This is a genomic window from Mycolicibacterium aurum, from assembly GCF_900637195.1.
GTDB lineage: Bacteria > Actinomycetota > Actinomycetes > Mycobacteriales > Mycobacteriaceae > Mycobacterium > Mycobacterium aurum.
Genome location: NZ_LR134356.1, coordinates 2,890,528 through 2,913,272 on the forward strand (window position 1 = coordinate 2,890,528; position 22,745 = coordinate 2,913,272).

The 22,745-nt window shown below is 68.0% G+C and carries 23 protein-coding genes and 1 pseudogene; 19 read left to right on the forward strand and 5 right to left on the reverse strand.

The genetic code is table 11. The features are described 5' to 3' along the window. Positions 1-31: 31 nt before the first annotated feature. The 12 genes and pseudogenes from EL337_RS29185 to EL337_RS13825 all read left to right on the forward strand — a co-directional run bounded on the left by EL337_RS29185 (position 32) and on the right by EL337_RS13825 (position 10,832). Positions 32-469, forward strand: a complete 438-nt coding sequence (locus EL337_RS29185) for an alpha/beta hydrolase fold domain-containing protein (protein WP_264035359.1) — start codon at positions 32-34, stop codon at positions 467-469. A gap of 170 nt (positions 470-639) precedes the next feature. Beyond that, complete coding sequence (locus EL337_RS13780) at positions 640-2,013, forward strand: DUF8832 domain-containing protein (protein WP_197724234.1); 1,374 nt, start codon at positions 640-642, stop codon at positions 2,011-2,013. Further along, on the forward strand, positions 2,010-2,417 hold the full coding sequence (locus EL337_RS13785) for a FixH family protein (protein ID WP_048634474.1): 408 nt from the start codon (positions 2,010-2,012) through the stop codon (positions 2,415-2,417). Before EL337_RS13780 ends, EL337_RS13785 begins: the two co-directional genes overlap by 4 nt. Before the next feature lie 14 nt (positions 2,418-2,431). Continuing rightward, the gene (locus tag EL337_RS13790) at positions 2,432-3,544 is read left to right on the forward strand and encodes a hypothetical protein (protein ID WP_157866346.1); all 1,113 of its coding nucleotides are present in this window, start codon (positions 2,432-2,434) and stop codon (positions 3,542-3,544) included. After that, complete coding sequence (locus tag EL337_RS13795; RefSeq protein WP_109860198.1) at positions 3,541-4,098, forward strand: hypothetical protein; 558 nt, start codon at positions 3,541-3,543, stop codon at positions 4,096-4,098. Before EL337_RS13790 ends, EL337_RS13795 begins: the two co-directional genes overlap by 4 nt. A 189-nt stretch (positions 4,099-4,287) precedes the next feature. Then, on the forward strand, positions 4,288-4,839 hold the full coding sequence (locus EL337_RS13800) for a YaeQ family protein (RefSeq protein WP_048634476.1): 552 nt from the start codon (positions 4,288-4,290) through the stop codon (positions 4,837-4,839). A gap of 155 nt (positions 4,840-4,994) precedes the next feature. Next, on the forward strand, positions 4,995-5,498 hold the full coding sequence (locus tag EL337_RS13805; RefSeq protein WP_048634477.1) for a GAF domain-containing protein: 504 nt from the start codon (positions 4,995-4,997) through the stop codon (positions 5,496-5,498). A gap of 419 nt (positions 5,499-5,917) precedes the next feature. Then, positions 5,918-6,799: an ABC transporter substrate-binding protein gene (locus EL337_RS13810; protein WP_126316575.1), complete on the forward strand. Its 882-nt coding sequence runs from the start codon at positions 5,918-5,920 to the stop codon at positions 6,797-6,799. Between the two features lie 94 nt (positions 6,800-6,893). Next, positions 6,894-7,388: pseudogene (locus EL337_RS29040) on the forward strand (amino acid ABC transporter permease); the annotation flags it as partial. 267 nt (positions 7,389-7,655) lie between these two features. After that, positions 7,656-8,453, forward strand: a complete 798-nt coding sequence (locus tag EL337_RS29045) for an amino acid ABC transporter ATP-binding protein (protein ID WP_232786891.1) — start codon at positions 7,656-7,658, stop codon at positions 8,451-8,453. A gap of 40 nt (positions 8,454-8,493) precedes the next feature. Next, positions 8,494-9,948 carry a flavin-containing monooxygenase gene (locus EL337_RS13820; RefSeq protein WP_048634478.1) on the forward strand — a complete coding sequence of 485 codons (1,455 nt, stop codon included), beginning with the start codon at positions 8,494-8,496 and terminating at the stop codon, positions 9,946-9,948. A gap of 20 nt (positions 9,949-9,968) precedes the next feature. After that, positions 9,969-10,832: an N-acyl homoserine lactonase family protein gene (locus tag EL337_RS13825; protein ID WP_083443228.1), complete on the forward strand. Its 864-nt coding sequence runs from the start codon at positions 9,969-9,971 to the stop codon at positions 10,830-10,832. Positions 10,833-10,839: 7 nt separating this feature from the next. On the opposite strand, the gene EL337_RS13830 is transcribed toward EL337_RS13825, so the two are convergent. From EL337_RS13830 to EL337_RS13840, 3 genes are all read right to left on the reverse strand, one after another. Then, positions 10,840-11,493: a GntR family transcriptional regulator gene (locus EL337_RS13830; protein WP_048634480.1), complete on the reverse strand. Its 654-nt coding sequence runs from the start codon at positions 11,491-11,493 to the stop codon at positions 10,840-10,842. Positions 11,494-11,590: 97 nt separating this feature from the next. Further along, positions 11,591-12,814 (reverse strand): M20/M25/M40 family metallo-hydrolase, encoded by a 1,224-nt coding sequence (locus tag EL337_RS13835; protein WP_048634481.1) that lies wholly within the window; start codon positions 12,812-12,814, stop codon positions 11,591-11,593. After that, positions 12,811-14,277 carry a gamma-glutamyltransferase gene (locus EL337_RS13840; RefSeq protein WP_048634482.1) on the reverse strand — a complete coding sequence of 489 codons (1,467 nt, stop codon included), beginning with the start codon at positions 14,275-14,277 and terminating at the stop codon, positions 12,811-12,813. The genes EL337_RS13835 and EL337_RS13840 overlap by 4 nt, the downstream gene beginning before the upstream one ends. 93 nt (positions 14,278-14,370) lie before the next feature. Here EL337_RS13840 and EL337_RS13845 point away from each other — a divergent pair, with 93 nt between their 5' ends. Genes EL337_RS13845 through EL337_RS13870 form a run of 6 tightly spaced genes read left to right on the forward strand, consistent with a single transcriptional unit; the run spans position 14,371 to position 19,850 of the window. Beyond that, on the forward strand, positions 14,371-14,856 hold the full coding sequence (locus tag EL337_RS13845) for a GlcG/HbpS family heme-binding protein (RefSeq protein ID WP_048634483.1): 486 nt from the start codon (positions 14,371-14,373) through the stop codon (positions 14,854-14,856). Beyond that, the gene (locus EL337_RS13850; RefSeq protein ID WP_048634484.1) at positions 14,853-15,599 is read left to right on the forward strand and encodes an SDR family NAD(P)-dependent oxidoreductase; all 747 of its coding nucleotides are present in this window, start codon (positions 14,853-14,855) and stop codon (positions 15,597-15,599) included. The genes EL337_RS13845 and EL337_RS13850 overlap by 4 nt, the downstream gene beginning before the upstream one ends. 12 nt (positions 15,600-15,611) lie before the next feature. Beyond that, positions 15,612-16,832, forward strand: a complete 1,221-nt coding sequence (locus EL337_RS13855) for a diaminopropionate ammonia-lyase (RefSeq protein ID WP_083443231.1) — start codon at positions 15,612-15,614, stop codon at positions 16,830-16,832. 11 nt (positions 16,833-16,843) lie between these two features. After that, positions 16,844-18,295, forward strand: a complete 1,452-nt coding sequence (locus tag EL337_RS13860) for a purine-cytosine permease family protein (protein WP_048634485.1) — start codon at positions 16,844-16,846, stop codon at positions 18,293-18,295. Between the two features lie 5 nt (positions 18,296-18,300). Beyond that, positions 18,301-19,110 carry an SDR family NAD(P)-dependent oxidoreductase gene (locus EL337_RS13865; RefSeq protein WP_048634486.1) on the forward strand — a complete coding sequence of 270 codons (810 nt, stop codon included), beginning with the start codon at positions 18,301-18,303 and terminating at the stop codon, positions 19,108-19,110. 8 nt (positions 19,111-19,118) lie between these two features. Then, positions 19,119-19,850 (forward strand): YoaK family protein, encoded by a 732-nt coding sequence (locus EL337_RS13870; protein WP_048634487.1) that lies wholly within the window; start codon positions 19,119-19,121, stop codon positions 19,848-19,850. A gap of 7 nt (positions 19,851-19,857) precedes the next feature. Here EL337_RS13870 and EL337_RS13875 read toward each other — a convergent pair whose 3' ends face one another. Continuing rightward, entirely contained in the window at positions 19,858-20,742 is an 885-nt protein-coding gene (locus tag EL337_RS13875; RefSeq protein ID WP_048634488.1) for a helix-turn-helix transcriptional regulator, read from the reverse strand. Between the two features lie 97 nt (positions 20,743-20,839). Next, the gene (locus tag EL337_RS13880) at positions 20,840-21,634 is read right to left on the reverse strand and encodes an SDR family oxidoreductase (RefSeq protein ID WP_048634489.1); all 795 of its coding nucleotides are present in this window, start codon (positions 21,632-21,634) and stop codon (positions 20,840-20,842) included. Positions 21,635-21,969: 335 nt separating this feature from the next. Between EL337_RS13880 and EL337_RS13885 the strand changes: the two genes are divergently transcribed. Then, positions 21,970-22,500 carry a hypothetical protein gene (locus EL337_RS13885; protein ID WP_048634490.1) on the forward strand — a complete coding sequence of 177 codons (531 nt, stop codon included), beginning with the start codon at positions 21,970-21,972 and terminating at the stop codon, positions 22,498-22,500. Positions 22,501-22,745: the final 245 nt, after the last annotated feature.

Here is a 22,745-nt window from a genome sequence, read left to right on the forward strand (position 1 = left end):
TGTCGGGGAGTCCGCCGGAGGTGGATTGGCCATGTCACTGGTGCGACGAGTGCTCGACCGTGGCGGTGACCCACCGAAGGGTCTCGTGACCATGTTCCCCTGGGCCGACCTGACCAACGGCTCCGGCAGCTTCGAGTCGAATGAACACCGGGTTTTGCTGTCCCGCGATGGTCTTTCACGTAGTGCGCTGGCCTATGCGGGCGGCCGTGATCTGAAGACGCCTCTGGTATCGCCGCTCCACGGCTCATTTTCCGACTTTCCCCCCACCTTGATCGCCGTCGGTACCGACGACTGTCTACTCGATGACGCACGCAACGTCTCGGACCGCATGCGCGCCGCCGGCGTGGACGTCACGCTTATCGAAATAGCCGGCGGGTTCCATGGTTTCATTCTGTTGCCTGCGCCGGAATCGAAAGAAGCCAGGCGAGAGATGTCGCTCTTTGTCGCTCAAGCCCTCAACGATCTTTGAGGGCTTGAGCTTCGCAAGCCATCGCGCGGCCAACGTGGGGGTTATCCCCCACCGAAGCAAGGGTTATCCCCGGCGACACTGGCATGTGTGAGCGCCATGCTGGTGCCATGACCCTGGGTGGCGTGGTGAGCTGCGCGACCACTGCGCGACACAGGACGGGGTTATTCCCCGTGACCCTGGTGGTTTTCAGCGGCCTGCTGGTGGTCATCACCTTGGCTGGCGTGCCTGCGGCGCGGGCCGACGGCATCGGATCGGACGCAGACGTGCACGTCGCCCAGTCGCTCGGCGGCCGCGAGTTGACCGTCACGATCCGGCGAGTCGGCCCGGCGCTCGGGCCTCTGCACGTCGACGTCGTCACACATCGCGGCGACGGTCCAGGCACACTCCGACTCACCGCGTCAGCACCGGACGCCACCACCAGCAGCGTCCAGGTGAAGCTCGGCACGCCCGGCATGTATTCAGCCACACTGAGCGTCGATCGGGCCGGACCGTGGGAACTGATCGTCGACGACGGCCACACCGCGGCGCGGATCCCGTTTCTGGTTCCCGTGCAGGTGATCCCGCCGTGGAAGAAAGCCAGTGACTACGGCTTCTTCGCCGCGGGCGCGCTGCTGATCGTCTCGCTGGCAGCGGCAATGCGCGCGCGCCGCAGCTGGATGGCGGTGGTCCCGGCGACCGGCATGATCGTCGCGCTGACGGTGGCTGTTACCGGCGCGACGCTGTCGGCGTACTCCCCGCCGCCCCCGCAGCCCGGCCGGGACCTTGACCCCACCCGCGAGAACATCCGCGATCCGTACGCCCGCGTTGCGGCCAATTCGCAGAATCCGATGGACTATTCGCGGCCGCCGGTGAACATGGCGGTGTCTGCTGGCCAGTCCACCCTGCGTGTGAACCTCACCGACTCCTCCACCGGACGTCCAGCCGACGACCTGCTGATCCACCACGGCGCGCTGATCCACCTCATCGTCGTCTCACCTGCGGGCACCATGTCGCACGTGCATCCTGTCCGTGTCTCGCCGGGTCGGTACGAGGCGACGTTCGACACCACCGAACGCGGGACATACGCGATGACCGCCGAGATCGCCAGGCGCGGTGGCGGAGTGCAACTGCTCCGTGGCTCGGTCGACGGGCAAGCCGTTGCCCCACCACCGAGCACGACGCCACCCTCGCAGGGCGAGATCAGCGCGACGGTCGCACCGGCGGGCAGCCCGAGCACCATCCGGGCCAGGTTCGGGGACACCCCCGATCTGCAGCCGTGGCTCGGGATGGTCGGACACATGATGGTTGTCGGACCACTACCCGACGGCCCCGACATCGGCAAACACGCACTGACAGCGCCGATCTGGTCGCATGCGCATGCCATGGTGCCGCCCGCACCCGGCGCCGCGGGCGGGCAGCCCGACGAATCGGTCGCTCGGTACGGGCCCGAGATCGACTTCACCTACTCGTTCGCATTGCCCGGCCGCTACAAGGTGTGGGTGCAGACCGAACGCCACTACGCCATCCTCACCGCGGTAACCGAAGTCGAGGTCCGCCAACCGTGAGTCGCCAGCGCCTCGTCGTCGTCGCCGCGCTCGCCGCCGCCATCGCCGGGGCCGGAATCTGGTTGCTGTGGCCGAAACCGATGCACGACAGCGTGGCCACCGCGACGGCAGGACCGTACCGTGTGCAGCTGACCGGCGAGCCACCGAAAGTCGGAATCAGCCCGGTCACCGTCGAGATAACCGGCAACGAGGGCCAGTCCCCCACGCCGGACTCGGTCACCTTCGAACCCGCGATGCCCCACATGGGCCATGCCACAAGACCTGTGGCCGCCGCGGCCCAAGGCGGCGGCCGGTACCGCGCCGACGTGGACCTTTCCATGGCCGGGCAATGGGACATCACAGTCCGCATCGCCGCCGGCGACCAAGTGCACGAAGCAGTTCTGAGCGTCACCACCAACGGTTAGAAAGGCAGACCGCCATGACGAAATCGGATTCGAGCGTTAAGGTGCCAGCGCTGGTCATGCTCGCAGGCACTCTGATCTCCCTGTCGGGGTTGACCTGGGACATCGACTGGCACCTTGACGTCGGGCCGGACAGCTTCTTCACGCTGCCGCACCTGTTCATCTACTCCGGCGGCGCGATCGCCGGGGTGACCAGCTTGGTGATGGTGTTGCGCGCCACCGCCGCACAGCGCAATGGCCAGGATCCCGACCCGACCGCCGGCGGTCGCGCCTTCACGGTGCTCGGCGTATTCGCCGCGCCGATCGGCTATCTGGTCGGCGGCATCGCCGCGGCCTCGTTCCTGCTGTACGGGCTGTACGACGAGTGGTGGCACGGTCTGTACGGATTCGACGTGACCGTCGCGTCGCCCCCACACCAGGGTTGGCTGACATCGATCTGCGTCACCATGATCGGCACTGCCATCGTCTTCGCAGCGGCACGCGAACACCGCTGGGGTCGTTGGGGGTTCATGGTCGCGATAGCAGCGTTCGGGCAGTACGCCTCGATCCAGAGCGGCGCGCTGGCGGACCTCAACCTGAGCGCGACCATCGACTGGGCCACACTGACCTGGTTGGCCATTCCGCTCGTGTGTGTCCTGCTCGGATCTCAAGTCGTCCCCCGCGGCGGAGCCGTCGGCACCGGCCTCCTCACTCTGGTGCTGAATGTGGCGACCTGGTCGTTCGCCAACTGGGCCGTCGGCTGGTATGCCGACCTGCAGCATCTGGCGCTCCGCGATTTCGTCGAGTTGGAGTTCCCCGTCGACATGGTGCTGATACCCGCAATCGTTTTCGTGTTCGGCATCGTCGTCGAGCTGCTGCTGCGATGGAGAGGCCCGAGCGCCTGGCTACTGGCCGCGTGCGGCGCGGCAGGTGTGATCGCCATCGTCTGGTCGCTCAGTTCACTGGGATCCGGGGGCGTCGACCTTGGTGGTGAGGACGGCGAAGGGCAAGCGGGCAGCATCCTGCTGACGTGCGTCGTCGGGGGTCTACTCGCGGGGGTGCTCGGCGGCGCGACGTGGCGACTCGGCTGGGCACTGCGTGCATCGAACGCGACACCTGCCCACAGTGTGAGTGGCGGTGGCGCAAAATGACCATCCACAACAGGTTGCGGGCGATGGTCGCGATGCTGTGCGCCCTCGTCGCGCTCTCCATCGGCGTTGCGCCGGCCGCGGCCACCGATCCGCTGGACTACGTCGTGCACACCGAGCACGTTCAGGTGGGCCCCTACCCAGTGACGGTCGGGTTCACCGTGTGGCCGCTGCGTGCCATGCAGTCGTTGGATTTCACGTTCGAACCGGACGGCGGAATCGCAGGCAAGTCCGGCACCATCACGGCGATCGCTCCCGATGGACAGGCGGAGGCGGATCGACTGTCCCGGCATCCCCGCAATCGCGAAGTGTGGGGCCTTGACGTGGAGTCGCTCAATTCCCCGGGGACGTGGACGCTGCGGTTCACGATCGACGGTCCGCAGGGCGAAGGCACCGGCGACCTGACCGTCGACGTGCTTACACAGCCAGGACCTCCGCTGGTGCTGAGCTGGTTCGTCGGACTCACCCCGCTGGCGCTGACGTTGGTGTTCTTCGCCGTGGTCTGGATACGTACCGGAGCGTCGACGCGAAGCCATAGTGGCTCGCGAGATGAATGATGTTGAGCACTAGCGTTATTCGACATACGCATTTGATCCACCCGGCTGTGTTCGCGTGCGTGCGAGTCGGTAGCCGCGCGTCTAGTGTTCGGCCAGATCGTCAGGGCGCTCACCGAGGCCGACGTTGGGGTCTGACCACTCGCAGTGGCCTGACTGCTCGGGGAACACCGCCAGGGTGGACACTATGACGTGGCCCTTTCTGCGACGGTGTTCAAAGTCGAACTTGGCGTTTCCGACGTCGATCATGGTTACTACGCCGATCACACGCTGACCGTGGCCCGTCATCCCAGTGAGACCGATGAGCGGATGGTGGTGCGGTTGTTGGCGTTCGGGCTGCGCGCACACCGGCTCAGCGACGTTGACGGTGAGTTGGCGTTCGGCGCCGGTCTGTCCACCCCTGGCGTACCGGACTTACGGCTCGCCGACTACACGGGCCGGATCCTGGAATGGATCAACGTCGGCCAGCCTGACGAACGCGTCTTGGGCAAGGCGGCCAGCCAGGCCGATCAGGTGCTGCTGTTCCCGTTCGCCGCCGGCGTGGCCACCTGGTGGCGCACCGTGGGACCGAAAGTGGCTGGGCTCGCGAACCTGTCGGTGGTGCAGATACCGCACCCGCCGGTGCAGCAACTGGCCCAGGCTGTCGATCGACGGTTTTCGGCGCAGGTGATGGTGATGGAAGGCCAGGTGACCATGACCGTGGGCGGAGTCGACGTCACCTTCACGCCCGAGCCGTTGGAGTGAACGTCTGAGCCCGACGTGCTTGGTCGATGGCCCTCAGCGCCCTTGCCGACACCGCTGCTCCCCCCGTTTTCGGACTAGGCAGGGTTGGTGTGTCCTGGAGATCAGCTCGCGCGCAATCGTTGTCCGCCAGCGCTCGGGTGACGATAATCGGGGCCATGTCCCCAGCTGAGCCTTTCGCAACAGATTCCACTCCGGCGCTGTCCTCGCTTGCCCCTCAACTCGAGGCGCTGGCTTCACGCCTGGGCGTGAAGTCCGTCCTGGTGATGCGTTCCGAACCGGACGCCATGGTGGTCGCAGCCACCGCCGGTGAGGCCACTCAGCACTACACGGTGGGCGCGGCCGGGAAGAAAGCCGGAGAGGACACCGGCCGGACACCGCTGTACTGCGAACGGGTCGTCAACACCGACGACGAGCTGTATGTCCAGGATTCGCGGGTGGATGAGACTTTCGCGGGCAACGAAGACGAGACCGAGTTCGGTCTGCACAACTATCTGGGTCTGGCGGTGCACGACAACGACGGTCACGTGGTGGGGACGGTCTGCGTGCTCGACGACACTGCACGTGAGTACTCGGACGAGGAACGCGCCGAGTTGCGCAAGGTGCGGGCCGAAGTCGAGGAGATCGTGGCGAAGGACGCCGGCGCCCTCGGTCACGACTGAGCGGTATAAGGGCCGGCAGTGGCCTTCGTGTGCGATGAGCCGCGCCGTCAACTTCACTACCCCAACGAGCCGCGCGATCAGCAATCGATGAACCGGTCGGCACGTTCGCATTTTGGCGTCGGCAGTAACTGAGAGCACGCGAACCGTAGCCACGGTCCCGAAAGCACCGGGGTGGTTTCGACGCCACGCCGAGCAGTCGGGACGGGCCGCTCCCCCGTCGCTTCTCGTCTGACCGACCACGGGCGGGCTGAGCTGCGTGAGAGCTCTGGCCTGGGCACATCGCACGACCGGTTCATATTTCACACGGGCGTAACGCTCTATGCTTGACCGCAACTATTTTATATTCTATACCTGAGCCAGTGCCGTCTTCCCTGGGCTGCACACCCCGACACAGGAGACGTCTCGTGCACATTTCGAAGATGGTGACCGTGGTCGTCGCTGCTGCACTCGCCATCGGCTCCAGTGCCTGCTCGGCTGAGGAATCGGTGAACAACGCTGCGACCAGCGACCTCGCGATCGACAAGACGACGTGCGAGTCGCTGGCCCAGAAGTATCCCGGACTCAACGGCAAGGAGCTGACAGTCGGGATCTCGCCGGCGCCCGCGAACTATTCGACGTCGGACCCGAAGAACCCGGCCAACGTCATCGGGATCGAACCGGACTTATTGAATGCGGCCGGACAGTGCCTCGGTTTCACCACCACGTACTCCAAGCTGGACTTCGCCGGGCTCGTGCCGGCACTGCAGTCCGGCCGCATCGATCTGGTGGCGGCCGGGATGTACTCCTCGGAAGAGCGGGTCAAGCAGGTGGACTTCGTGGACTACATGAAGGCCAGTGAGGCGGCGCTCGTCGCCGCCGGGAACCCGAAGAAGATCGAAAGCCTGGCCGATGTCTGCGGGAACACCGCCGCGCTGGTGGTCGGAACGGTCGAGAACGCGATCCTGGAGAAGCAGAGCAAGGACTGCGAGGCGTCCGGGAGCGCGCCACTCAAGACGCTGAACTTTCCGAGTATCGACCGCGCGCAGAGTGCGTTGGCGCAGGGTGAAGCCGACATCGTGCTGACCGATGCAGGCGTCACGGCGTATCTCGCCGAGCGCGCCCCGGATAAACTGGCCGTCGGCTTCGACCTGCCGACCGACTTCCACTTCGGTTTCGGCGTCAGCAAGAACGCCACCGAGCTGCGGGACGGGCTGAACGCGGCGCTGGGGCAGATGTACGCCGACGGCGGCCTGCAGAAAGCGATGAAGCGCTGGGGCTTCTCCCCCAACCAGGAGCTCCAGCCCGCCGTCGTCACCAGCTGATCGCGAGCCTCACATGACGAAATTCCTGGATTACCTGGTCGATCCGTTCCTGTGGCGTGGCCTGCTGGTGGCCATCCAGATCACCGTCGTCTCCATGGGCCTGGCTCTGATTCTCGGGCTCATGCTGGCCTTGATGCGGGAGTCGCGCCATGCAGTGCTGCGGCTGCCCGCGGCGTTCTACACGTGGCTGATGCGTGGCACGCCGCTGCTGCTGCAGTTGGTCTTCCTCTACACGGCATTGCCGAGCATGGGGATCAGCCTCGGTCCCGTCGTCACGGCGATGATCGGGTTCACGATGAACGAGGCAGCCTTCTCCGGCGAGATCATCCGCGGCGGCATCAAGTCGGTGGGCAAATCCCAACTGGTGGCGGCGAGTTCGCTCGGCATGGGACCGGTGCTCACGCTGCGTCGCGTGATCATGCCGCAAGCGCTGCGTGCGATCGTGCCTGCGCTCGGCAACGACGCGATCTCGATGCTCAAGTTCACCTCGCTGGCCTCGGTCATCGCCGTCAACGAACTCACCCTGCGGTCCCAGACCATCGTGGCGACCAACTTCGAATTCTTCCCGGTGTTCCTGGCCGCCGGCGCGATGTATCTCGCCGCCACCACCGTCATGGGGTTCGGACAGTCGGCGCTGGAACGCAGGTTCGCGCCCGACCGGCCCACCACTCCGCAGGCGGGGTTCTGGGCACGTGCGGTCGGACTCCCCCTGCGCCGCCCCAAGGATGGCGCAGCCGCCGCGTCCACCCCGGAACCGGACAGCAACACCACGTCACCGAGTGACGAAAAGGGCTCCACTGCACAGGAATCTGTCGCGAAGACCGGCGTCGCCGACCTGATCGCCGCGCAGGCGAGGGTGCCGTCGGACAGGGCCGACGACGCTCACTTCGTCTCCTGCCGCAACGTGCACAAGGCCTACGAGGGACGCGAGATCCTCACGGGCGTCGACCTCGACGTCCGCCAGGGCGAGGTCGTCGTGCTGATGGGGCCAAGCGGGTCGGGTAAGAGCACCATGCTGCGGCTTATCAATCACCTCGAGGACGTCGACGACGGAGAGGTACTCGTCGACGGGCGCCACGTCGGCTACGAGCTCAAGGACGGCACGCTGCGGCCCGTGAGCCGGCTCTCCCAGGCGCGGGCCGACGCCCGCATCGGCATGGTGTTCCAGCACTTCAACCTGTTCGACCATCTGACGGTGCTCGACAACATCTGCATCGCCCCGGTGCGGGTTTACGGCCGGGATCCCAAAGAGACGCGCGAGCTCGCCCTGGCACTGCTGCGCGACGTCGGCCTCGAGCGACACGCACACCACCTGCCGCACCGGCTCTCGGGCGGGCAGCAGCAGCGGGTCGCGATCGCGCGCGCCCTGGCCATCGCGCCCAAGCTGATGCTCTTCGACGAACCCACCTCAGCTCTGGACCCCGAGCTGGTCGGCGAAGTGCTGCAGGTGATCCGGCGTCTGGCCGAGGCCGGGATGACGATGCTGGTCGTCACGCACGAGGTGCGCTTCGCCCGCGAGGTCGCTGACCGCGTGGTGTTCATGGATGGGGGCAAGGTCGTCGAGCAGGGATCGCCCGAAGACGTTCTCGACCGACCCACGCAGCCGCGCACCCAGCGGTTCCTCAACCTCGTGGCCCAGACCGGAGGTGCCTGAGCCCGTCATGCCCATCGGTGAGTCAGTCAGGAGCGCATCCATGTCCGTGGCCAGCCCGCCCCGCGTCGCGATCATCGGCGCCGGCTTCGCCGGCATCGTCACCGCCATCAAACTGCAGCGGGCCGGGATCGACTACGTGATCTTCGAGCGTTCCGAGGGCGTCGGCGGAACCTGGTGGGAGAACCGCTATCCGGGCGCGGAGACCGACGCCGCGTCGCACCTGTACGCCTACTCGTTCGCGCCGTACGACTGGAGCCGCACCCACGTCCGCCGCGCCGAGATCCAGGAGTACCTCGAGCACGTGGCCGAGTCGTTCGGCGTCATGGACTCGATCCGCTTCAAGGAGACCGTGGATTCCGTGACGTGGGACGACGCGCGCTGCGAGTACGTCGTGCAGACCGCCGCGGGCGAGAGTGAGCGGTTCGCCTTCGTGGTGTCCGCCGTCGGCCTGTTCGCCTCCCCCAAGTTCCCGGTGTGGCCCGGGCTCGAGGACTTCAGCGGCGAGGTGGTGCACACCGCCGAGTGGGACGAGGCGCTCGACGTCACGGGCAAGAACGTCGCCGTGGTCGGAACCGGGTCCAGCGCCGCGCAGGTGGTGCCCACGGTGGCGCCGCACGCCCGGTCCGTCACCGTCTACCAGCGCCAGCCCGGATGGGTACTGCCCAAGGGGGACCGCGACTTCGCCGCGTGGGAGCGGCGGCTCTTCTCCGTGCCACTCACTCAGCGCCTGAACCGGATTCGCCTCTACGTGCGTCAGGAGCGCCGCGAATGGCACGGCGCGGTGTTCCGCGCCGGCAGCAGGATGAACCGGCGCTGGGAGAACAAGGCCCGCAGCTACCTGGCCGAGGTGTTCGCCGAGCGCCCCGACCTCGCCGAGGCGCTGCTGCCCGACTACCCGTTCGCCGGAAAACGGACGGTGGTCACCAGCGACTTCTACCCGTCGCTGCTGCGCGACGACGTGCACCTGGTGCCGAAAGCCGTGGTCTCGTGCACGAGCACCGGGATCATCGACAGCGACGGCGACGAGCGCAAGGCCGACGTATTGGTGCTGGCCACCGGCTACGAGGCGACGAGATTCCTTGCTTCGCTGCAGGTTCGGGGCCCCAACGGGGCCGACCTGAACACCGTGTGGGGACCCGACCCGTACGCGCTGGCGGGGCTGATGGTCCCCGGGTTCCCGAACTTCTTCATCATGTACGGCCCCAACACCAACGGCGGGCTCACGGTCTCGAACTTCGAGCACGAGGCGGACTTCATCGTCACGCAGATCACGCGCGTGCTGCGGAAGGGCAAGTCCCAGGTGGACGCGCGTGGCAGCGTGGTGAGCGCGTACAACCGATGGGTTCAGCACCGCATCAGCAGCACCGCCTGGGTCGACGGCAGTAACTACTTCGCCTCGTCCACCGGCCGGATCGTGACGCAGTGGCCGGAGGGCGCCGCGGTGTACGCCCTGATGCTGTTGATGCTCAGGCGGCTCGGCACGCGAGTGTCCTGACGACGACGAAGGGCGGACCGATGGCTGGTCAGGCGTCACGGATGTTCGTGCTGCAGTACGGCGCGGAACGGGTGCCTCGGTCCCTGTCGCTGCGGGACGGACCGTCCGACCTCGGGTGGGAGCCGTTGTACGGGGTGCTGGTCGACACCGCCGAAGGCTGGGTGCTGTTCGACACCGGAATGGGCCGCGCCGCCCTCGACGCCGACGAGACCCAGGACAGCTACCGGGCCGCCGCCGTGGACGCCGGTGCAGATCCGGACCGGCCCACCTGGTCGCTGCACCCCACGCCCCCCGACCCGACCCGGTGGAACTGGGGTCTCGCGGGTGATCCTCTGGTCGAGGCGCTGGCCACGGTCGGCCTCGCGGTCGGCGATCTGCACCTGGCCGTGATCAGCCATCTGCATCTGGATCATTCCGGGGGCATCCCGTTGCTGGCCGAGGCAGGTGTGCCGGTCGCAGTTCACCGGGCGGAGCTCGAGTTCGCCCAAAGTGGACGGGCCGTGTTCGAGGAAGGCTTCCACGCACCCGATTGGTCCGATCCGCGCACGCGCTGGGAGTCCCTTGACGGCGACGCCGACGTCGCGCCCGGGGTCACCGTCCTGTCCACTCCGGGGCACACCCCGGGCCATGTCTCGCTGCTCGTCGAGCTGCCCGAGACCGGCACGTGGATCTTCGCCGCGGACGCCGCGGACCTGGGTCAGAACCTGCTCGACCGGGTGCCGTGCGGCTACTGCGCAGGCGGTTCCGTCGAGGACGAGGCTGCGGCGTCCTCGTCCCTTGAGCGGCTACTCGCCGCGGCAGCAGACGCCGATGCCCGCCTGATTCCCGGGCACGACCAGCTGATGTTCAACGCCGTACGGCACCCCCGAGCAGGCCACCGCTAGCGCGCCGTCACTTCTCGAACAGCAGGGCGGCGACCGCTGTTCCGGTGTCTTCGATGTGCTGATGCGCCACGCGCTCGGCCGCGTCGGCGTCTTGTGCGCGCACGTGCTCGAGCACCTCTTCGTGGACGTGCCGCCAGTCCTCGCCGAGTTCGTGCGCGACGGTGGAGAAGTAGAACCGCGCCCGCTTCTCCAGGGCCGCCGAGGTGGTGGCGAGCACCGAGTTCCTCGCCGCGGCGCGCAGCGCGGCGTAGAAGCCGGCGCCGGAGGCACGCTCGTCGCTGGCGTCCCTGCTCTCCTTGATACGGGCGGCGAGCAGGTCGAGATCGGCGTCGGTGCGGCGCAGCGCGGCCCATCGGGCCACGACGCCCTCGACCACGGCGCGAAATTCGAAGAGCTCACCGAGTTCCTCGGCCGTCCGCTCCCGGACGTGCACACCGTGCCGCGGCTTGATGTCGACCCAGCCTGCTTCGTGCAACGATCGCAGCGCCTCGCGGACAGGGATGCGGCTCATGCCGAACTGAGCGGCCAGCACGTCGGCGTGGATCCGTTCGCCGGGCTTGAGCTCGCCCGCGATGATCGCTGTCTCCAGGGCGTCATGGACGCGGGTGGTCAGCGTGGCGTTCGCCGGGAACGCGGGCGCCGACGGCGAAGTAATGCTCACGGCCTTCCTGTCCTGTGGTCTCGGCCGGCTCGTCACGTTGCTGAACGAGCAAGCACACTGTTGATGAAGTATACGAACCCGCGGCGCGGGACCGGCCTCACGGCGCGCGCAGGTACTCCACGGCGGTCAGCGCGTACAGCGCGGCGCACCGCACGACCTCGTCCTCGTCGGCGTAGTCGTCGATGCCGGCGGACCATGTCGGCTGCGGCCCGTAGCAGAGCGCCTGGACCCCCTGGCGGCGCCAGCGGCTGGCGTCGCTTGCGGGTAGTCGGATGGCGTAGGTCGGCGGGGCGTCGATGACGGCACGGGAGGCGACGTTCCAGGCGCGGGTCAGCGGTGCCTCCGGCGCGGTCCAGTTGGCGTCCCAGCCCTTGAGCCGGCGGACCCGCACCGACTCGATGTCCTTGACGGTGCTCTCGACCAGCGCCAGGGCGTCTTCCGCGGTGATGCCGGGCGGCAGTCGCAGGTCGACTTCCGCGGTGGCAGCGGTGGCCATCTGGCCGACGAAGGTGCCGGCCGACACGGTGCCGACGTTCGCCGTCAGGACCAGGCCCGGATCCGGGTCGTCACCCGACGTGGCCATCGCAGCCAACTCCGGTGGCAGCGACCCGGTCAACCCGGTGAGGTCGTCGATCTGGGCCACCGCCTGGGCGATGCGCGCCGAGGCCGAGTGGCCGCGCTGCACGGCGGACGAGTGGCCGGCCGGACCATCGGCGGTCACCGCGACCCAGAGCACGCCCTTCTCGCCGAGCGCCAGACGGCGGAAGCCGGGCCCTTCGCCGCAGATGAGTGCGTCGCCCAGCAGATCGGGGTGTTCACGCAGAAGATAGGCGGCTCCGTTGTCCCCGAAGACCACCTCGTCGCTGACCGCGGTGAACGTGATTCTGCCGCACCAGGAATCGCGATGCTCGCTGAGCAGAGCCGCGGCGGTGATCATCGCCGCCACTGCCCCCTTCATGTTTCCCATGCCCAGGCCGTAGAGCCGCCCGTCGGTGCGTGTCAGCTCCCACACCGGTTGGGTCCAGGTGGATTCGTCGCCCGGCGGCATCGTGTCGAGGTGGACGTTGAGGACGAGGTGGGGACCCGGTCGACCTGAGTCGATCTCGGCCACCACCGACGGCATGCTCGGGACCAGATGTTCCTGACGAGAGCATATTTCGCGTGCGTTGAGTGCTCGCGACACCACGTCGGCCACCGCCCGGGTGTCTCCGTCGGGGTTCACGCTGGGAGCAGCCACCAGCTCCGCGCACAGGCTGACGATTGCCTCGCGCTGCTCCTCGGCGCTGTGCAGCAGCTGCGCCGTCAGGCCGTTGCGTCTCATGTCAATCCTCGGGTGTCGGTCTGGCGTCGCCAGTCGGCGATCGCAAAAGGTTCGGGCCGGGTGCCGGCGGCCACGACGGCGCCGAACAGGTCGGCACCGGCGTCCCGAGCGACCACGCGATGCCCGCGGGCAACCAGTGCGTCGTCGCCGGGGTGGCCCTCTTCGATGAGCAGATCGCCGTTCTGACTGCGCCACCGCAGCGCGCCGACGGCGTCCTGCAACGGCGTTCCGGTGATGGTCGCCGCGGTGAGCACCTGCAGCAGCGTCTGGACCTGACCGTCCGCCCCGGGAGTCGCGATGCCGAGCACGCCGTCGGGCGAGGTCACCATTGCCGGTGCGAGCGTGTGCACCGGCCGCTTGCCCGGGGCCGCGGCGTTGTCGCCGTCGGTGAACCCCGCCGCCCGGTTGTTCAGCACGATGCCCAGCTCGGGCACGAACACCCCGGAACCGAAGTCGTCGAAGACGCTCACCAGCGACGAGACGACCTGGCCCGTGGCGTCGGCCGTCGCCACGCCGGCGGTGTGCAGATAGGCCCGCGGGCCCGCGCGTCCCGAGGCGCGCTCGAGGTCGACGGCGAGGTCCAGATCGAGGAGTTCTTCGCCGTGTCGACACGACGAGCGGTGCTCGAAGGCCGCCCCCGTGACCTCGACGAGCAGGTGGTCGTCGACGGGCACGCCCCGCGACTCGAGGCGGCGCACCTGCTGCAGCGCCATGGCGAGCAGCACTCCCTGTGACATCGGCGGCTGGACGTGCACGAGTCCCGCGCCCCAGGCCACCGAAAGCGTTGTTGGACAGGGAGTCTCGTGTTCCGCCAGATCTGAGAGGGCGAGTGTTCCGCCGCAGCGGCGCACGGCGTCGACGACGGCAGCTGCGCCAGAACCCGCATAGAAGGCGTCGCGTCCCTGGCGGGCAATGCCCTCGAGCAGGCGGGCCAGCTCGGGCTGCATCCACGGGCGACCGTGCGTCGCGGCGGTCAACAGCGACCAGTCCGCCGCGCCGCCGTCTTCCAGGCGGGCCCGCTGCTGAACGACGGCCGCGACAAGGTCAGGGTCGGGGACGACGCCGCGGCGGGCGAGCTCGATCGCCGGCGTCAGGACAACCTCCAGCGGTAGACGTCCCCATCGCGAGCTCACGGTCAGCCAACCGTCGACGAGGCCGGGGACCGTCACCGAGGAGCCTCCGGAGTCGCGGGGCGCCGCGTCCAGTCCCTGCGGACTCAGCCCGGTCCCGTTCACCGCGGCCACGTGGTCGCGGTCGTGCACGAGCGCGAGCAGGTCGCCACCGAGGCCTGCCGCCTGCGGCAGCACCACGCAGATCACGGCCTGCGCGGCGACCGCGGCATCCGCCGCGCTGCCGCCGTGGTTCAGCACCTGGACGGCGGCCTGCGTGGCCAGCGGGTGCGCCGTGGATGCGGCGCCTCGCGCTCCTGTGGCGAGCGTGGCGCAATGGCCGGACTGGGGCAATGGAGGTCTCCGGGGAGCTCGTCGGAACGGCTTGCCAAAAGCGGCTGTGAGATAGAATATAAAGCATCTCAACAGCAATGTGAAGGAGTTCGGATGACTCAGCTCGTGGCCGCGGGGAGCACTGTCGGGGCGTCCGACCTGGTGCAGACGCCCGACATGTCGCTCGCGGTCGCCGAGCTCATGCTCGCGGAGGTCAAGGCGCGCGCATCGGCCCAGGGGCTGCGATTGGCCGCGGCCGTCGTCGACCGCGGCGGCAACCTGGTGGCCGCCATGCGCATGGACCACGCCCAGCTCGGCGCGAGCTCACTGGCCCTCGACAAGGCGGTGACAGCGGTCTCCTTCGGCATGCCGACCGCGGCCTGGATCCACAGCAGCGCCCCCGGCGGAAGTGACTGGGGACTGGCGCACACCCTCGGCGGCCGGGCGATCGTCTTCCCCGGCGGCGTTCCGGTGTTCGCCGGGACGCACCTGGTCGGCGGGTTGGGCGTCAGCGGAGCCGCCTCCGAGACCGACGCGGCCTGCGCCGCGCTGGCGGTGCAGGGCCAGGGACTCGAAGTCGACGCCGAGGAGACCCCGTGAGTAGCGTCCTCGTTGCGGGCGGCGCGACGGGCATCGGGGCGGCCGCGGTCCGCGCCTTCCGTCGGCGCGGTGACCGGGTGCTGCTCGCCGACCGCAACGAGGAGGCCGGCAAAGCCCTCGTCGCCGAAGATCTCCCGGGCGAGGCCTCGTTCCTGCGTAGCGACTTCACCGAGAGCGACGCCGCGCAGGCCGCGGTCGAGGCCGCGGTCAGCTTCAACGTCGGGTCTCTCGACGCGGTCTTCTACAACGCGGCAGTGCTGGAGGCGCGGCCTCTCGGCGAATGGACCGCGCAGGACTGGGACCGCAGCGCGGCGGTGAACCTCCGCGCGCCGTTCCTGATGGCGCAGGCCGCCGCACCACACCTGCGCAAGTCCGACACCGGCCGCGTCATTCTCACCTCGTCGACGGGGGCGTTCCGTGGGCACGCGGGCATGCCGGCCTACCACGCCACCAAGGCAGGACTCCTCGGCATGGTGCGCGCCCTAGCCGACGAACTCGGCCCCGACGGTGTGACGGTCAACGCCGTCTGCCCTGGATGGGTGGACACGCCCTTCAACAGCGCGTTCTGGGGTCACCAGCAGGACCCCGCCCGGGCCCTCGAAGAGCTCACCGAGCAGATCCCGCTGCGCCGACAGGCCGACCCCGATGACATGACCGGCCTACTGCTGTTCCTCGCCTCCTCCGCGTCGTCGTACATCACCGGGCAGGCACTGGTGATCGACGGCGGCTATACCTCCGTCTGAACAGGTGCGTGCATGACGACTGTCGAGATCTACGCCAATCCCGCCGCCCGGCCGGCGGTACCGACGGCCGGGTTCACGCCGGAGAGTCGGGTGCCGCTGGACACCCATGCGACGCTGCCCGGCTACGCGCCCACCGAACTGCACTCCTGCCCCGGACTCGCGGCCCGGCTCGGTGTGCGCACCGTGCTGGTCAAGGACGAGTCCGAACGACTCGGCCTCCCGTCGTTCAAGATCCTGGGCGCGTCCTGGGCCGCTCTGACCACGGTGCAGGCAGCGTGGGGCGGTGAATCGGACGGGCCCTTGTCCGTCGCCACGGTGCGCGCGGCCATCGGGTCGACGACGGGCCGGGGTCTGGTGGCGGCCACCGACGGTAATCACGGGCGCGGAATCGCCCGCGTCGCACAGCTTCTGGGCCTGGAATCCACCATCCTCGTGCCCGAGGGCACCTCGCAGGCGCGCATCGACGCGATCGCGTCGGAGGGCGCGGTGGTCGAGGTCGTCGACGGCACGTACGACGACGCGATCTCAGCCTCGGCGCGGCTGGCCGACGACTCCCACCTCGTCGTGTCCGACACGTCCTGGGAGGGCTACACCGCCGCCCCCCGAGCCGTGGTCGAGGGCTACTCGACGATGTTCTTCGAGATCGACGACGCCCTCGCCGAGCACGGTCTCCCCCAACCCGACGTCCTCGCGCTGCAGGCCGGGGTCGGCGCCTTCGCCGCCTCCGGTCTGCGCCACTTCCGCGACGGTCGTGAGCGGCCGCCTGCGATTGTGATCATCGAGCCGTCGAGTGCCAACTGCCTGATGGCGTCCGCCCGCGCCGGCGGGCTCACCCTGGTGCCCGGCCCGCACCGGTCCTCGATGGCGGGGCTCAACTGCGGTATGCCCTCCGAGCTGGTCTGGCCCCTACTGGCCGCCGGCACCGACGTCTTCGTCGGCATCGGCGACGAGTACGCAGAGGAGGCCATGCGGGCCCTCGCCGACGAGGGCATCGTCTCGGGAGAGTCGGGAGCGGCGGGACTCGGGGGACTGCTGGCGCTGGCCGAACGCGGCACGCCCGAGGAACGGTCACGAGCGGGGCTGCACACGGATGCGTGCGTGCTCATCGTGAACACCGAGGGCGCCACCGATCCGGCCAATTACGAACGCGTCGTGGGCCGTTCGGCCGCTGACGTCGCATCAGCTCGGGACCACCTGGTGTTCAGCAACGGCGCTGACCACCACGATCACTGAGGAGCACGCGCATGTCGCACACACCGGAGACGGTTGAGGTCAGCCGCCTCGAGACCAGTCACATCGACGTCATCGACCCGGGTCAGCGCCATGGCACACCCCGGGATCTGTTCACCGTCTGGTTCTCGGGCAACCTCAGCATCGGCAACGCCATCTTCGGCGCGTTGGCGATCATCGTCGGCAACACTTTCTGGTGGTCCGTCGCCGCTGTACTCGTGGGCAACCTGGTCGGCGGGACGTTCATGGCCCTGCACTCGGTGCAGGGCGCGCGGCTCGGGGTTCCTCAGCTGATCCAGAGTCGCGGACAGTTCGGGTTCCTGGGCGCGCTTTTGCCGGTGGTGCTGGCCGCCTTTCTCTACTGCGGTTTCTTCGTGGTCACCGCCGTGCTGGGTGGGCAGGCCCTCTCGGCGGCGATGCCGGGGACGTTCAGCGTCAACGGCGGTCTCGTGCTGCTGGCGCTGCTGAGCCTGGGTGTCGCACTGCTCGGCTACCGCGCCATCCACCTCGCTGCCCGCTGGGCAATCTGGCCCCTGGCGGCCGCCGTGGTGGTGGTGACCGTCGGCTCGATCCTCCACGGTGGCGTTGAGCTCACCGCGGGCTCCTTCCAGGCCGGTCCCTTCTTCACAGCAGTCGGCCTGATGGCGACCTTCCTGCTGACCTACGCGCCGTACGTCTCCGACTACTCTCGCTACCTGCCCGAGAACAGCTCCGCCACGGCGTGTTTCGGGTGGACCTTCAGCGGGGTGTTCATCTCCGCCACCTGGTGCAATCTGCTGGGCGTGGTGCTGGCCGCGCAGATCGGGGGCACCGACATGTTTCTCGCCACCCGCGAGGTGGTCGGTGTCGAGTGGATCGCCGTGGCGACGCTGTTGGTCACCGCGCTGGCCATCGCAGGCAACAACGCGCTGAACCTCTACGGAGGCATGCTGAACCTGATCACCGCGATCTCGTCGTTCAAGGACGTGCGACCCTCGGTGCTCGTGCGTCTGGGGTTCCTGCTGCCGACCTTCGCGATCGGGCTGTGGCTCGCCCTCAACGTCACCGACAACTTCTCCGCCCAGCTCACGAACTTCCTGTCGTTCCTGACACTCGGTTTCGTTCCCTGGGGTGCGATCAACCTGCTCGACTTCTACCTTGTCAGGCACGGAAGCTACGACGTGCGGGCGTTCTTCACCCGCCGCGGCGGGGTCTACAACCACGACCCGGCCACCTGGACCTACGGCGGGTTCAACTTCCAGGCACTGATCGCCTACGTCATCGGGGTGGCCGTATCGCTGCCCTTCGTCACCAACGGCTGGTACGCCGGCCCCATCGCCGAGAAGCTCGGGGGTGCAGACCTGTCCTGGGTACCGGGCCTTATCGTCACCGGCGCGGTGTACCTCGGACTTACGACAATTGCTGGAGCGCAACGTCATCAGTCGGTAGCTCCAGTGAACACGGCGGTGCCGGGAGGGGCGCGATGACAGGGATGTCACAGACGGGGCCGAAGCCCTTGTTGGAGGGACGGACGGCGGTCGTCACGGGGGCCGCACGCGGCATCGGCCTGAGCATTGCGACTCGACTGGCCGCTCACGGCGCCCGCGTGGCGCTGCTGGACCTCGACGACGAGCAGACGCAGGCTGCGGCGCGTCAGGTTCAGGAGTCGACGGGCAGCCGCACGCTGGGCCTCGCCGCGGACGTGACCGACGCCGCCCGCCTGCGCGAGGCGGCGGACGCTATCGAGACAGACCTGGGCCCGGTGAACGTGGTGGTCCCGAACGCGGGCATCTTGGTGCTCAAGACCGCTCTCGACATCGAGCCGCAGGAGTTCGACGCGGTGCTGCGCGTCAATCTTTTCGGAGCGTTCCTGACCGCCGTCGAGTTCGCGCGACGGATGCCGCGCAGCGGGGCGGACGGCCGGATCATCTTCACGTCCTCGCTTTTCGGCCTGCGCGGTGGCGTGGGCAATGCGGCCTACGCCGCATCGAAGTTCGGCATTCTCGGTATGGCGCAGAGCATGGCCGCCGAGCTTGCCCCCTCCGGAATCCGGGTCAACAGTGTGTGTCCCGGCCAGATCGAGTCGGCGATGATCCGGCAACTTTTCGAGGATCGCGCCGCCGCCAACGGCACCACCCCCGAGGGCGAGCGCTCCGCGTTCGCGCGCCACATCCCGCTCGGCGGCCTGGGCGACCCTGACGACGTAGCGAACACCTACGTCTACCTTGCCTCTCCGCTGAGCAGCTACGTCACCGGCCAGCACATCGTCGTGGACGGTGGCTGGAGCGTCGGGTCCGCCTGAGTCACGGGATGAAGAACGACAGGTGGGTTGTCTGGTCGATGTTGACGCTGTCCTTCACCACCGGGATCCTGGACGCGGCAACTTATCTGGGGCTGCACGGAGTGTTCACGGCCAACATGACGGGCAACCTGATCTTCATCAGCCTCGGAATCACCGATGAGGCAACGGTTCCCGTGTTCCGAGCGTTCCTGGCACTGGGCGGATTCGGGGTCGGAGCGGCAGCGGCCGGCCGGTTGTTGCGGCGCACCGAGACGGGTTCTTTCGGCGATTGGCGGGTCGGGGTCAGCGTCCTCTTCGTCGCCGTGGTGCTGGCCGCGTGCGCGCTCGCACACGGTTTGAGCGTGGGGAGCGCTCTGGTGCTGGACACGCTGACGGTGGCCCTCGCGTTCGCGATGGGAGTCCAGGCAATGGCGGCCCGTCGGGTCGGCGTCGGGGACGTGACGACCGTCGTGGTCACGTCGACCCTTGCTGGCCTGATGGGCGAGAACCGGCTCACAGGCCGGTCGGCCGATCGCTCCCTCACCTCGCGGCGCGCCCTCGCCGTCGCCACTATGGGGGTGGGTGCTGTGGTGGGCGCACTCCTGATGCATGTCTCGGTGGAGCTCGCCATCGCGGTGCCCGCGGTGCTGACGTTCTGCGTCGCGGCTGTACTGACCATGCGCGCCAGAAGATCGACCGTGAGCGGCACCTCAGCGCGCACGCACAGCTCCCCTCAGGACGCCGGCGCCACAGCGCGATAACGGGCGGTCATCCGCTGCGGGTGTGAAGCTCGGTCACCGACGCATCCTGACCGGCCCAAGACGCCAACACGGCCAATTTGGCAGCGGCCTGCTCTCCCCCGTCGACGGTGTAGACATTCATCTGCAGGCCGGGTTCGTTGGGCAGATCCATGGACTCGAACTTCAGGTCGAGGCGGCCAACCGCGGGATGGTTCACTCGCTTGCTCCCGTGTCCTTTCAGCCGTACGTCCTGTGAAGACCACTGTCGTCGAAATAGTTCGCTGTGCGTTGACAATTCGCTCACCAAGGCGATGAGGTCGCCGTCGTCGGGATGGGTGCCCAGTTCCATGCGCAACATCGCGGCCGCATTCCGCGCCACCCGGTCGTAGTCGACGAAGAATCTCTGAGCCTCGCTGGGGTTCATGTAGACGAACCGCACCGTGTTGGCGGGCCGCCGCGAATCGGCGAGCACCGGCGAATACAACGCGCGCCCAAGATCATTCGTCGCGAGCACATCATAACGTCTGTTGCGGATCAACGCGGGCGCGCCGGTGATCGCATCGAGCACCGCCTGCAGCGCCGGGCGCACCGTTGCAGCAGGCGTCGGATGCGGTCGACCCCCGGACCGGCGCGCGAGGTGGAACAGGTGATCGCGCTCTGCTTGGCTGAGTTGTAAGGCCGTGGCCACCCCGTCGAGCACCCTCTCCGAGGTGCCGACCAGGCCGCCGCGCTCGATGCGCACGTAATACTCGACCGACACCCCGGCGAGTAGCGCTACCTCCTCCCGACGCAGACCCTCGACCCGACGTTTCGCACCGTAGGCAGGCAGTCCGGCCATCTCAGGCGAGATGCGGGCGCGACGCGACCTCAGAAAGTCTCGGATCTCGGTGCGCAAATCAAGCGTGGCGGTCATCCATTCACCGTAGGCCCGCGCTGCATCTGCTGGGAGGTACCGCCAGTACCCCGACGCCGCGACGTTTTGGCGTCGTTATTGATGTCCTCGCTGTGGCCTACGCGGTCGTGGCGATCCCTCCGTCGACAGGGACGATTGCGCCGGTAAGGTACGCGCCTGCCCTGCTGGCGAGGAACACCGCGACACCCGCCATGTCATCGTCGCGCCCGATCCGGCGCAACGGGGCCGACGCCGCGATGGCCTCGCCGAACTCGTCGAGGGTTGCCGCCATCATCGTCGATGGAAACGGTCCCGGTGCAACCGCGTTCACCGCGATGTGCTGCGGGCCCAGCTCCTTGGCAAGCACCCGGGTCAGTTGATGCAGTGCAGCCTTGCTGCTGGAGTACGAGTAGTTGGGCCGGTTGGGGATATGGATGGCGGCGATGCTGCCGATGTTGATGATCCGCGCGGGATCGTCGGCGGTCCCCGCGTCACGAAGCGCCGGCAGCAGCGCCTGCACCAGCCAGAACGGCGACTTGAGGTTGAGATCGATGACCGTGTCCCAGGCTTGGTCCGGGAACGTCGCCAGCGGCTCGTCCCACATGGCGCCCGCATTGTTGACAAGGATGTCGAGACCCCCGGAGTCGGCCGTGGCGAGGTGAGCGAGGCGCTCGCACTCGTCGTGCCGGGACAGGTCGGCGGGGACCGCCCAGACGTCGCCGAATTCGGACAGCTGTTCCTGCGCCCGAGCGCAGGCTTCGGCGTTGCGTGAGCTGATGAGCACGCGGGCGCCCGCCTGGAGAAGCCCACGCGCGATCATCATCCCGATGCCCCTGGTGCCACCGGTGACGAGGCCCCGCTTACCACTCAGATCGAAAAGTTCAGCATGCGTTGCATATTGGCCGTGTGCCACTGATCACCTTTCTGGTCGGTCGAACAAGACGGTTACTTACCTGCGCCGCGGTACCAGTTACGACGCACTGGATCTCTCCTGGGTCCGCCGGCAACCTTCCGTAGCAAGTTAGGCGGTTTTCCGGACGCGAAGGAGATTCCCGCGGTACGGGTACTGGCAGACCCCCGCGCGGTGCGGCGCATCGATATGGCGGTCTTCGGCAGAGGCCGCTGGCGGGACACGCGGTTGCAATGTCGATTAACGGGAACCCCTCTGCTACCGGCCCCGTCACTCGACGACAGCTGATGACCATTTCGCGCCAGTACGCGACAACTCCCGAAGAAGAGAGCCAAAGCATGACAACCGCAAACGCACGGGAACACTCCACCTCCACGACCAACGACGCCAACGCCGAGCTGGAGGTTGACCACGCTGCCCTGGACGGGCCGCGCGGCGAGTGGCAGACCGCAGAGGAAACGTCGGCCCGCGCCCAAAATCAGCTCTCCATCGTGTTGGAGCGGCTCGAGACCAACGCTGAACGGCGAAGCGCCGACGAGGCCGCGCTGCAGGCCGCGATCGAGCAGCAGGCTGAACTCAAGCGTGCGATCAAGACGTCGGCTGAACAGCGGGAAACGTTACGCAAGGCGCGAAGCAAGGCTCAGCGCGAAGTGGACGCGGCCCGCAAGCAGGCCCAGGCCGCGGAGGCCAGGTACGACGAGGCGTTACTCGTCGAGGTGCTGGCCGCGCAGAAGAGCAAGGATCTGTCCGCGTTCGAAGACCAGGCACAGGTCGTCGGAGACTCGGCGGATGCGGAGGCAGCGCCCATCGCACAGTCCACTGCCCAGATGACGGCGGCAGCGGTGACGGCCCGCAACGCGGGCGCGTAGCCGTCCAGCCTCGGCGCCGGCGAAGAGTGGCGCCGAGGCTGCCTGCCTACGGCGGCTCTCCCCCGCCAAATTCGCTCTGCGGCAGCGTGATTGGGAAAACAAAGCCGATACGGCCATTCCCGGCGCGCGGCCGGGGTGGCGATCACCCCACCCGCGCAGAAGACGCCTCCCGACGCTCCACGGCGACAAGTCCTGTCATTATCCTCGCGGATATTGGCATTCTTGCCACTGGAGTCGATCGACTG

What these genes read in the sequence shown, in the direction of transcription:
- EL337_RS29185 (WP_264035359.1), top strand. Translation starts at nt 32, where the DNA reads ATGTCACTGGTGCGACGAGTGCTCGACCGTGGCGGTGACCCACCGAAG.
- EL337_RS13790 (WP_157866346.1), top strand. Translation starts at nt 2,432, where the DNA reads ATGACGAAATCGGATTCGAGCGTTAAGGTGCCAGCGCTGGTCATGCTC.
- EL337_RS13795 (WP_109860198.1), top strand. Translation starts at nt 3,541, where the DNA reads ATGACCATCCACAACAGGTTGCGGGCGATGGTCGCGATGCTGTGCGCC.
- EL337_RS13805 (WP_048634477.1), top strand. Translation starts at nt 4,995, where the DNA reads ATGTCCCCAGCTGAGCCTTTCGCAACAGATTCCACTCCGGCGCTGTCC.
- EL337_RS13810 (WP_126316575.1), top strand. Translation starts at nt 5,918, where the DNA reads ATGGTGACCGTGGTCGTCGCTGCTGCACTCGCCATCGGCTCCAGTGCC.
- EL337_RS13820 (WP_048634478.1), top strand. Translation starts at nt 8,494, where the DNA reads ATGTCCGTGGCCAGCCCGCCCCGCGTCGCGATCATCGGCGCCGGCTTC.
- EL337_RS13825 (WP_083443228.1), top strand. Translation starts at nt 9,969, where the DNA reads ATGGCTGGTCAGGCGTCACGGATGTTCGTGCTGCAGTACGGCGCGGAA.
- EL337_RS13835 (WP_048634481.1), bottom strand. Translation starts at nt 12,814, where the DNA reads ATGAGACGCAACGGCCTGACGGCGCAGCTGCTGCACAGCGCCGAGGAG.
- EL337_RS13845 (WP_048634483.1), top strand. Translation starts at nt 14,371, where the DNA reads ATGACTCAGCTCGTGGCCGCGGGGAGCACTGTCGGGGCGTCCGACCTG.
- EL337_RS13855 (WP_083443231.1), top strand. Translation starts at nt 15,612, where the DNA reads ATGACGACTGTCGAGATCTACGCCAATCCCGCCGCCCGGCCGGCGGTA.
- EL337_RS13860 (WP_048634485.1), top strand. Translation starts at nt 16,844, where the DNA reads ATGTCGCACACACCGGAGACGGTTGAGGTCAGCCGCCTCGAGACCAGT.
- EL337_RS13865 (WP_048634486.1), top strand. Translation starts at nt 18,301, where the DNA reads ATGTCACAGACGGGGCCGAAGCCCTTGTTGGAGGGACGGACGGCGGTC.
- EL337_RS13870 (WP_048634487.1), top strand. Translation starts at nt 19,119, where the DNA reads ATGAAGAACGACAGGTGGGTTGTCTGGTCGATGTTGACGCTGTCCTTC.
- EL337_RS13875 (WP_048634488.1), bottom strand. Translation starts at nt 20,742, where the DNA reads ATGACCGCCACGCTTGATTTGCGCACCGAGATCCGAGACTTTCTGAGG.
- EL337_RS13885 (WP_048634490.1), top strand. Translation starts at nt 21,970, where the DNA reads ATGACAACCGCAAACGCACGGGAACACTCCACCTCCACGACCAACGAC.